12 protein-coding genes and 1 pseudogene are annotated in these 8,965 nt (G+C 67.2%); 7 read left to right on the top strand and 6 right to left on the bottom strand.

The genetic code is table 11. The annotated features are described in order from the left end of the window. The 4 genes from QPR87_RS23200 to QPR87_RS23185 all read left to right on the top strand — a co-directional run. Positions 1-107: phosphate acyltransferase (locus QPR87_RS23200; protein WP_285051253.1), on the top strand; the 107-nt coding region annotated here is incomplete at its 5' end. 144 nt (positions 108-251) lie between these two features. Then, on the top strand, positions 252-548 hold the full coding sequence (locus QPR87_RS23195; protein ID WP_041529872.1) for a photosystem reaction center subunit H: 297 nt from the start codon (positions 252-254) through the stop codon (positions 546-548). A 56-nt stretch (positions 549-604) separates the two neighbouring features. Continuing rightward, positions 605-811: a hypothetical protein gene (locus QPR87_RS23190; protein WP_041529871.1), complete on the top strand. Its 207-nt coding sequence runs from the start codon at positions 605-607 to the stop codon at positions 809-811. A 44-nt stretch (positions 812-855) separates the two neighbouring features. After that, positions 856-1,038, top strand: coding sequence for a DUF3008 family protein (locus QPR87_RS23185; protein WP_285051531.1), 183 nt, complete (start codon positions 856-858; stop codon positions 1,036-1,038). Positions 1,039-1,215: 177 nt separating this feature from the next. Here QPR87_RS23185 and QPR87_RS23180 read toward each other — a convergent pair whose 3' ends face one another. After that, positions 1,216-1,452: a hypothetical protein gene (locus tag QPR87_RS23180; protein ID WP_285051530.1), complete on the bottom strand. Its 237-nt coding sequence runs from the start codon at positions 1,450-1,452 to the stop codon at positions 1,216-1,218. A gap of 99 nt (positions 1,453-1,551) precedes the next feature. Beyond that, positions 1,552-2,163, bottom strand: coding sequence for a cysteine hydrolase family protein (locus QPR87_RS23175; RefSeq protein WP_230999005.1), 612 nt, complete (start codon positions 2,161-2,163; stop codon positions 1,552-1,554). Positions 2,164-2,383: 220 nt separating this feature from the next. Here QPR87_RS23175 and QPR87_RS23170 point away from each other — a divergent pair, with 220 nt between their 5' ends. After that, a complete protein-coding gene (locus QPR87_RS23170) occupies positions 2,384-3,472 on the top strand; it encodes a sensor histidine kinase (protein ID WP_285051529.1) in 1,089 nt (362 codons plus the stop codon). Between the two features lie 29 nt (positions 3,473-3,501). On the opposite strand, the gene QPR87_RS23165 is transcribed toward QPR87_RS23170, so the two are convergent. Beyond that, a complete protein-coding gene (locus QPR87_RS23165) occupies positions 3,502-3,999 on the bottom strand; it encodes a superoxide dismutase family protein (RefSeq protein ID WP_285051528.1) in 498 nt (165 codons plus the stop codon). A gap of 97 nt (positions 4,000-4,096) precedes the next feature. After that, a complete protein-coding gene (locus QPR87_RS23160; protein ID WP_285051527.1) occupies positions 4,097-5,227 on the bottom strand; it encodes a carboxylate-amine ligase in 1,131 nt (376 codons plus the stop codon). 266 nt (positions 5,228-5,493) lie between these two features. On the opposite strand from QPR87_RS23160, the gene QPR87_RS23155 reads away from it, so the two are divergent. Further along, positions 5,494-5,625, top strand: coding sequence for a hypothetical protein (locus QPR87_RS23155; RefSeq protein WP_260155519.1), 132 nt, complete (start codon positions 5,494-5,496; stop codon positions 5,623-5,625). Between the two features lie 11 nt (positions 5,626-5,636). On the opposite strand, the gene QPR87_RS23150 is transcribed toward QPR87_RS23155, so the two are convergent. Further along, on the bottom strand, positions 5,637-6,944 hold the full coding sequence (locus tag QPR87_RS23150; protein ID WP_285051532.1) for a TonB-dependent receptor domain-containing protein: 1,308 nt from the start codon (positions 6,942-6,944) through the stop codon (positions 5,637-5,639). A 20-nt stretch (positions 6,945-6,964) separates the two neighbouring features. On the opposite strand from QPR87_RS23150, the gene QPR87_RS23145 reads away from it, so the two are divergent. Then, positions 6,965-7,963, top strand: a complete 999-nt coding sequence (locus QPR87_RS23145; RefSeq protein ID WP_285051526.1) for a Vgb family protein — start codon at positions 6,965-6,967, stop codon at positions 7,961-7,963. Positions 7,964-8,426: 463 nt separating this feature from the next. On the opposite strand, the pseudogene QPR87_RS23140 reads toward QPR87_RS23145, so the two are convergent. Next, positions 8,427-8,965: pseudogene (locus tag QPR87_RS23140) on the bottom strand (transposase); the annotation flags it as partial.

The raw sequence follows: 8,965 nt of genomic DNA, 5'->3' as shown, positions 1-8,965 counted from the left end.
GACCCATCCTGCAAGGCCTCGCAAAACCCGCAAACGACCTCTCGCGCGCCTGCTCGGTCCAGGACATCGTAAACGCAACAGCAATAACCGCTATGCAGACGAAATAGACACAAAAACACCAGAATGGACCGAAAGATCCGCACTGGAAGCGGGGCTGCCGAAACAACCGGCCCTCACGCCGGCGTTATGGAACATATGCGCCTCTGGGCTGTTGGGGGAGCCTCAACCGGACAAGCAGAGGAGGACATGGAATGGACCATGCCACGCATACCCGCCTGAACGAGAACGAGTTGACCGAGGCCGCGCTGACCGGCGCCACCATCTATGGTCCGGGCGACGAAAGGATCGGCCATGTCTCGCATGTCCACGGCGTCGGAGGCGAGGCCGTGGTGGTCATCGATGTCGGCGGATTCCTGGGGATCGGCTCGAAACCGGTCGCCCTTGCCGCCCGCGATCTGGATTTCATGCGCGACGGCAGCAACAGCGTCCATGCCGTCTCGCGCTGGACCAAGGACGAGTTGAAGCAGATGCCGGAACATCGGGACTGACCCCCGCACGATCGGCCCCTCCAGGGGCCGGCCGTGCCGAGAAGGAGGATTTTCCCATGGGCGAGAAATTTGATCCGAAAGCGGAAAACGAGAAGTTCCACCTGCGCGAGCGGGCTCAGGCGCTGAAGATGGGCAATGCCGATCCGGTGCTGAACCCCAAGCAGATGCAAAGGTCGAACGAGCCCAATGCCGGCGGCGAGAACCGCGAGGCGGGGGATCGCAAGGCCCGGCAGAACGACCGCGCGACCAATGGCGGGGAATGAGGCTGCTGCAGCCTCGCTTTCGCCAATTTTCGGAGGGTAACGACATGCCAGCCAAGTCCAAGGCGCAGCAGAAGGCGGCGGGCGCAGCCCTGGCCGCCAAGCGCGGCGAGACCCGCAAGGGCGATCAGCGCGAGCCATCGAAGCAGATGTATGAATCGATGAGCGAGAAGGAACTGGAGGAGCTTGCCGGCACCAGGCACAAGGGCAAGCCCGAGCACAAGGATTGAAGGTTCCTGTGGGCACAGGCTGCTGCGGCCTGTGCCCCTTTCCTTTCTACAGCGCCCACTCCAGCCGGCACCGCCCCGGCGCTGCGCCAGAAGTGCCGGGGCGGTGCAGGGCATGATCTCCTGGCGGGGCCTGCGATCCTTGCGTGGGTCAGGCGGGGATGCGGCGCGGCACGATGCTCATTGCGACGGTGCAGGGGGTTCGGCCACGGGCGCGGTTCCGGTGGCGGGTGCGGGCGGCTCAGTGATTTCGTCCACCGGGCCCGGGACTTCGCCCGGTATCTCGGGATCGCTGGTCTCGTCGTCGAACCACCAGACGAACCCCGCCAGCGCGATCAGCACCACCGCGATGATCCCGATGATCGGGACGAGGTGATGGCGTTTCTGCTTTTCCAGATCGGTGCGTGGTGCGGACATTGGAAGCTCCTTTGGCTATGTCGAGCGGCCCCTCGTCTGCGGCCATGAAAGGAACTTGCCGACCGGCCGGGTTGTTCCCGGCCCTGTCCCGCAGGCACCCTATCCCGCAGGCCAGGCATCCAGCAGCTCGGCCAGCGGCGCGGTCTCGATCTGCTGCGAGAACCGGGTGCGATAGAGCGTCATCGCCGCGTCGTGGCCCATGTCGGTCGAGGAGCAGACCGCATCGCTGACCAGCACCACCCGATAACCCAGGTCGACCGCACCCATCACCGTGGCCAGCACGCAGACATCGGTTTCGCCGCCGGTGACGACCAGCGTCGAGATGCCCGCCCCGCGCAGGAAATGGTTCAGCCTGCCGTCATGCCAGGGCGAATAGACCGGCTTGTCGACCACCCGGGCGGGCGGGACGTGCCGCGCCAGTTCCGGCAGCAGTTCCAGCCATTGGCTGTCCAGCCGCTCGCGCAGCATTTCGGGCCATTCCGCATAATAGCGTGCCCAGGCGCCGGGTGCCGCCTTCAGCCGGGCGGGCGGGATGAAGCGGGTAAAGAGCGTGCGTTCGGGCCGTGCCGCGACCAGCGCCGCGACCCCGGGCAGGATCCTTTCGATCCATGGCACGGCCCAGGGCGAGCCGGCCGCGAACAGTCTTTGCATGTCGATGCAAAGATGCAGCGTCTCGGGCGGCAGGGGGCCGAAGCGGAGGGTTTCCTGCATGGCAAGCGGGCCTGGCGTGATCGGGGCTCTTCATCACGAACCGGACAGCGGCGGAATCGTTCCGCCGCAATGGCCGAGTGGGGGCGGGACGTTCTGGCCGTCCGCTGCCAGGCTGGTGATCGGATGGGAAACCGCCGGGCGGATTCCCGCGTTGCGCTGTTTTGCATTGCCGGGAACCGTGCGGCAACGGCTTGAAAACGCGGCGTGGGCGGGAGGGATGATGGCGGGGTCGGTGCATTTCCTGGATGGCGGCGGCGAAATGGGCAGGGCCATTCGCCAACATGACTGGTCCGGCAATCCGCTGGGTCCGCCCGACGGCTGGCCCTCGGCGCTCAAGATCGCGCTGGGAATGGCGCTGAACTCGAAATTCCCCAAATGCATCGTCTGGGGGCCGGAACTGGTCACGCTGCACAACGACGCCTTCCGCCCGATCCTGGGCGACAAGGGCGACGTGCTCGGCCGGTCCTTCTCCGATGTCTGGAGCGAGGCCTGGGCCGAGATCGGCCCCATCGCCGAGCGCGCCTATGCCGGTGAGGCGACCTTCATCGAGGATTTCCGGCTGGTCATCGACCGCTACGGCTATCCCGAGGAATGCCATTTCACCTTTTGCTACAGCCCGATCCGCGACGAGAACGGCGTGGTGCGCGGCATGATCGACACGGTGATCGAGACCACCGGCAAGGTCGAGGCCAGCCGGCAACTGCGCCTTGTGAACGGCGAACTCGGCCACCGGATCAAGAACACGCTGACCGTGGTTTCGGCCATCGTCAACCAGACCCTGCACAGCCATTCCGGCAAGGATGCGCGCGAAGTCCTGCGCCAGCGCATCGGCGCGCTGGCCCAGGCGCAATCGCTGCTGACCGATTCCGGTGCGCTGGATGCCGAGACGGGGCAGGTGGTGGCGCAGGCGCTGGCGCCGTTTCGCACCGGGCAGCGGCGCTTTCGCATCGCCGGCCCGCCGGTCAAGCTGTCCGCAAGACAGGCGCTGACCCTGGCGCTTGCCATCAACGAACTGGCGACCAATGCGCTGAAATACGGCGCGCTTTCGGTGCCCACCGGGGTCGTCGATCTGAGCTGGAGCGGCGGGCGACCCGGCAGCGACGACCCGTTCCGGCTGCTCTGGGCGGAATCCGGCGGGCCGCCCGTCGCCGCCTCTGCCGGCAAGGGCTTCGGCTCGCTCATCATCGAGCATGTGCTGGCGCAGGATTTCATGGGCGAAAGCGCGATCTCGCACGATCCCGCCGGGCTGCGCTGCGAATTGCGCACGCGGATGCGCCATCTGGGCGCAGGCCACGGCGCGCCGGGCTGAGGCCCCGCCCGCCGCTGGCCGACCTTGGCCTATTCGATCACCGCGCAGGCCAGCCGGTCCCCGGCAGCGCCGGTGGGCTGGGTCTGGTAGTCGTCGGGCCCGGCATGGATCATCAGCGCCCGGCCCTTGATCCCATTGTCGCCGTCGGCCAGCGTCACCATCGGGTTGAAGACCTGCGCGCGGGCCGTGCCCTCGGCATCGACCCAGATATTGGGCATGTCGCCGGCATGGGGGCCGCCCTCGGACAGCACGCCATGCGGCGCGCCCGAGGGGTTGAAATGCCCGCCGGCGGATTCGTGTCCGGTGCCGTGATCGCAGCTTCCCGTCTCGTGGATGTGGAACGCCACCCAGTTGCTTGCCGGCAGCCCGGTCGCCTCGACCTCGATCAGCACGCCGCCCGGCGTGGCCGTCAGTGCCGCCGATCCGGCCTCTTGTCCCTCTCGGTCGAGAAAGGTCGCCTTCGCATCCTGCGCATGGGCCGATATCGGCAGCAGGGCAAAGCCAAGGGCCACGAGATGATTGCGCATCGCTTTTCCTCCGGTTCACGAGTGTCGGGGGACGGAACCCGTGCCGCGGCGCTTTGTTCCGGGGTGGTGCGGAAATCCGCCGCCCTTGCGGCCCGGCTCACAGGTCGCGGCGAAACTCGTCGATCAGCCAGCCGACGATGCTGCGAAAGGCCTCTTGCGGCGTGGCGCCGGCGGTAATGGCCGAGGCGAAAAGCGCGCGCTGCCGCTCGGCCGCGCTGCCGCGGGCGATCATGTCGCGCAGCCCGGCCACCGCGGGCTGGCTGTCCAGCGCATCGGCATCCTCGGCGATGGCGGCCAGCCAACCCTCGGCGATCTCGTCGAAGGGCAGGATGCGGCGGCTGCCGAAGTCGATCAGCCCCTCGGTCGACCCATAGCGTGTCGCTCGCCAGCGGTTCTCGCCCAGCAGGAAGTTGTCGTATTGCCGCCAGCGCAGGTTCTGCCGCGATAGCCGCCACAGCATGCGCAGCGTCGCCTGCACCAGCGCGACCAGGGTAATCGCGTCGTCAAGCCGGGGGCAGGCGTCGCAGACCCGGGTTTCCAGCGTGGGAAAGCGGGCCGAGGGGCGCAGGTCCCACCAGATCTTGCTGGCGTCCTGGATGATGCCCGTCTCGGTCAGCATCTCGACGGAACGGTCGAATTCGGCCCAGCTGCCCAGGCGCGGCGGCAGGCCGGTGCGGGGATAGCCGGCAAAGACCGTGGTGCGGTATGAGGCGAGCAGCGTATCCTCGCCCAGCCAGAACGGGCTTGAGGCCGAAAGCGCCAGCAGATGCGGCAGGAACCACGAGAACTGGTTCATCAGGTCGATCCGCATGTCCTTGTCGGAGATGCCGACATGGACATGCATGCCGCAGATCAGCATGCGCCGCGCGACGCCGCCCATCTCTTGCGAGATCTGGTTGTAGCGGTCCTTGTCGGTGCGGCCCTGCGCGCGCCAGTCCGCGACCGGATGGCAGGCGACCGAGATCGGCGCCAGCCCGAATTCGGCGGCATGGCGCGCGATGCTGCCGCGCAGCCGCGCCAGATGGTCGCGCGCTTGCGCCACATCGGCGGCGACCGGGGTGCCGATCTCGATCTGGCAACGCAGGAATTCGGGGCCGACCTGGTCGGCCAGTTCGGCCTTGCAGGCTTCCATCAGCGCATCGGGCGCTTCGCGCAAGTCGCCGGTCTCGGCATCGACCAGCAGGTATTCCTCTTCGACGCCCAGCGAGAATTCGGGCTCTTCGGTCATGTCGCGCCCCTTTCGGTCGGATCGGTCTCAGGCCGAACCCGGGGCAGGGCGGGTGGTTCCCGGCGCCGTATCTTGCCGGTCATCGCGGCACCCTCGCGGTTCGCGGCTTTCGGACGGCAATCGGGCACCATGTCCGGCTCACTTCCCGCGCTTGGGCGGCGCCGCCGAAATGGGCATGACGGCGATTTTCTGCCGACCGCTTTTCGCTCCTGCGTTGGTTCACAAGTGCGCAGAGGGGCACCGCTCATGATTTGGAGGAATTGAGCATGCCATATGAAACCGTCCTTGCATCCACGCTGGTGTTCGGCGTCGTCGTCGGGGCCAGCATGGCCGCCGCTTCGGTCCTGACCATGCAATCCATGGGGCTATGGATCGAGCTGCCGCCATACCGGCGCTAGGCGCTGACGGCTCAGAACGACGTGCCGAGCCCGATATGGAGCCGCCGCCCATCCACGGCGTTTTCATCCGGCACCACATCCGCGGCATTGTAGATGCCGAGCGTGCCGGTCACGCCGTCGCGCAGGCGATAGTCCAGGCCAAGATCGACGATCAGATGGCTTTGCAGGCCGGCGCTCCGTCCAAGCGCCTCGGATCGGCTGCGGTAACGCGCGCGCGCCCAAAGGTTCAGCGCCTCGTCCGGCTGCCAGTCCAGGCTCAGGTTCAGCATGTGCCGGGGCAGGTTGTGAAACGGCCGCCCGGTGTTCGGGCCGCTGGTGATCCTTGAATCCGACCATGTGTAATTCGCCGAAAGCGTCATGTCATCCAACGGGATGTCGAGCGTAAGTTCCGCACCGCGCAGCCGGGCCTCGCCTTCGTTGCAGTATTGCGTGACCGCCACATGATGCGCGCCGTTCAGCACGCAGGAGGGGGCCTGACCCGCCGGCGTGCGGCACAGGTCGGCACGGCCGATACGGTCCCGGAAGCGCGTGTAAAACGCGGTCGCCCCGATCTGGATGCCGCCCGGCGCCTCCCAGATCAGGCCGAGTTCGTAATTCCTGCTCCGCTCGGGCCTCAGGGCGCTGTTGCCCTGGTCGCGGGATCGGCCGTCGCCGCCCGAGGGCTCCCAGACATCGTCGTCGGCCTGTTTCAACGCGGGCACCCGATAGCCGCTGCCAAGCCCGCCCTTGACGGTCAGGCCGGGCAGGGGGCGCCACACCGCATAGGCCCTGGGCGTCAGCTGCGCGCCGTATTTCTCGTTGCGGTCATGGCGCAGGCCAAGGGTCAGGGTCAGGTCGGAGGACAGCGCGAACCTGCCCTCGCCATAAAGCGCGCGGTGCCAGCGATCGAGATCGGTGACGGCGGAATCGGGCAGGCGGTCGGGGTCGTGCCGCGTGCGTTCGCGCCGTTGCTCAAGCCCGAAGGTCAGGTGATGCCGTCCCCAGGGCAGGGACGAGCGGGTGCTGAAGGTCAGCGCCTCATGGCCGCTCTGGTTGCCGGCATCGAAATCCGTGGTTTCGCGGAACAGGAAGGATACGGTCTCGGCCCGTTCGCCCCAGCGCAGGCGATGGGTCAGGCTGCTTCCCCGGTCGCGTATCCGGGTATCGAAGGCGGCGGGGTCGGGCGCATTGCCGCGCAGGCGCAAGCGGCTGCCCCATAGATCCAGCTCCACGGACTGGTTCGTGGCCGGATTCCAGCCGAACCTGCCGCCAAGGTTGACCCGCTCGCTGGTGCCGTCCTCGTAGGGCGGCGGGCCTGCATCCGGTCGTGGTCCAGGCAGAGGGCCCGGATTCGGCCGGTGTGGCCGAGTTGAAAGTCTCGCCCCAGGTGCCGCTTTCGGGGGCAGAGGGTTTTGCGGTCAATTCCGTCAAGGTCGCGCCCGGCGTCTATCAGGTCGCGCATAGTGCGCAGAACGGCACGATCTTCGTTGCTTCGGCCATGGGTCGCCCGCCCGAGGGCTCATCCAGCATCATGAAGCTGGACGCCGCGACGCTGGAGGTTCTGGCCGAGGTCGCGCCGGGCGATTTCGGTGCCTTCGGCATCGCGGTCGATGATACGAACGGCACTGTCTGGGTCACCAATACCCGCCAGAACGCCGTCGCGGTCTATGCCCAGGACGACCTGTCGCTGGTCAGGCAGTTCGAGGCAGGCTCGGTCGAAAAGCCGCGCGACGTGGTGATCGATGCCGCCCGCGGCCGCGCCTATGTCAGCACCCATCGCAGCCGGATCGAGGCTTTCGATACCCGGACCCTGGAAAAGCTGGACGGGTTCGCGGTGGAATCCGAACGGCGCGGCGAGCAGTTTGCCACCATGAGCCTCGCACTGGATGAAAAGGCCGGCCGGCTTTACACCGTCTCGCTGCGCACGCCGGAACTGGCCCGCATCGATCTGGCTTCGGGCGAGGTGAAGATCCTTGCACTGCCCGGCGCGAAGACGCCTTCGGGCGTGGATTTCGATCCGGCGACCGGGCGGGTCTTCGTGGCCTCGCAGGGCAGCGACAACGTGATCGCCATCGACGGTGAAAGCGGCGCGGTGCTGTTCGACACGCCGGTCGGTGCCGGCACGCTGAATGTGGCCTTCAACGCCGCAAGCGGGCAGCTGTTCGTGGTCAACCGCACTTCCGACACGGTTACCGTGCTCGATGCCGCCACCGGCGCGATCGAGGCCAATCTGGCTGGCGGCTCCTTCCCGAATCATCTGGTCGTCGCGCCGGACGGCACGGTGTTCTGGGTGAACAAGGCGCGCGGCAAGGACGATCCCGACGGCGACCGCCTGTCCCGCATCGTGCCCAAGGCGTAATTGCGAAAGCGCGCGCCCTTGGTGGTGCGCGCGGCTTTGGTCTCTGCTCCGACGTTGGGGCAGGGCCATTTCCGTTCTGCCACGCCGCATACGGATACTGTCCATACCCCGCACCATGCCGCCCGTCCGTCGCCGCCGCTGCCTGCCTGGCCGACAAGGCTATTACCGTCTTGTAAGGGCTCCGACTTGCCTCGTGTAATCTGATTGCGGGCTTCAGCGGCTGTCCGAAGGACGATCTCCTCGTGCGTTGGCCTTTCGCCGATTGACCTTGATGGTCCCCATACCATGCGACGCGACTGGTGCAGATACGGCTCTGCATCCGGGTGCCCGGGCTCTCGCATCTGGGCACTCGCAGGGTGCTGAAATAGCCGCGCCGCCGGGATGTTTTCCTCTTCGCTTGTGTAGCGGCCTGGAGTCGTGCGCCTGTTTCAGCAGGCACCATGCCTGCTATCGCCCTGCGCCTTCAGGCAGCCAGCAGCCTCGGGAGCCGGGCGAGATTGTTGGCGGCCATGGTGAGGATGAAGCGGGAGCGCACCTTCTCGAGGCCGCGATAGACGGTCTGGGCCATGCCGCCGACGGTCTTGGCCCAGCCGAAGGCTTCCTCGATGCGCTTGCGGTGGCGCTGGGATCGGGCGTAGCCCGGGTGCCGGGTCGTTCGGCCCTCGATCGCCGAATGTCTCGATCTCTGCGCGACATGCGGAGTGACACAGGCTTGGCGCAAAGCCTGCGGCGTCGAAGCCGCGGTCGGCGCCCAGCGTCAGCCTGCGGGTCGAGCCGGGGGAATGGCGGTGGATCATGTCGAGCGCCGCGCGGCGTTCGGCACGGCCATCGGCCCGGGTAAGATCGCCCTGCACGATCAGGCCCGACCGGTTTTCCATCAGGGCATGTCCGATGAAGCACAGCATCGTCCCGGTGCCGGGGGATTTCCTGTAGAGCCGTGCGTCGGGATCGGTGGTCGAGCCATGGCTGGCGTTCGTCCGCTTCTGTCCCCGGAAGTCGACC

Origin of the sequence: Paracoccus sp. SSJ (assembly GCF_030234105.1) — a bacterium.
In the GTDB taxonomy this organism is placed as follows: domain Bacteria; phylum Pseudomonadota; class Alphaproteobacteria; order Rhodobacterales; family Rhodobacteraceae; genus Paracoccus; species Paracoccus denitrificans.
The sequence above is the reverse complement of the archived record's forward strand: the minus strand, read 5'-3'. Positions and strand labels throughout refer to the sequence as shown.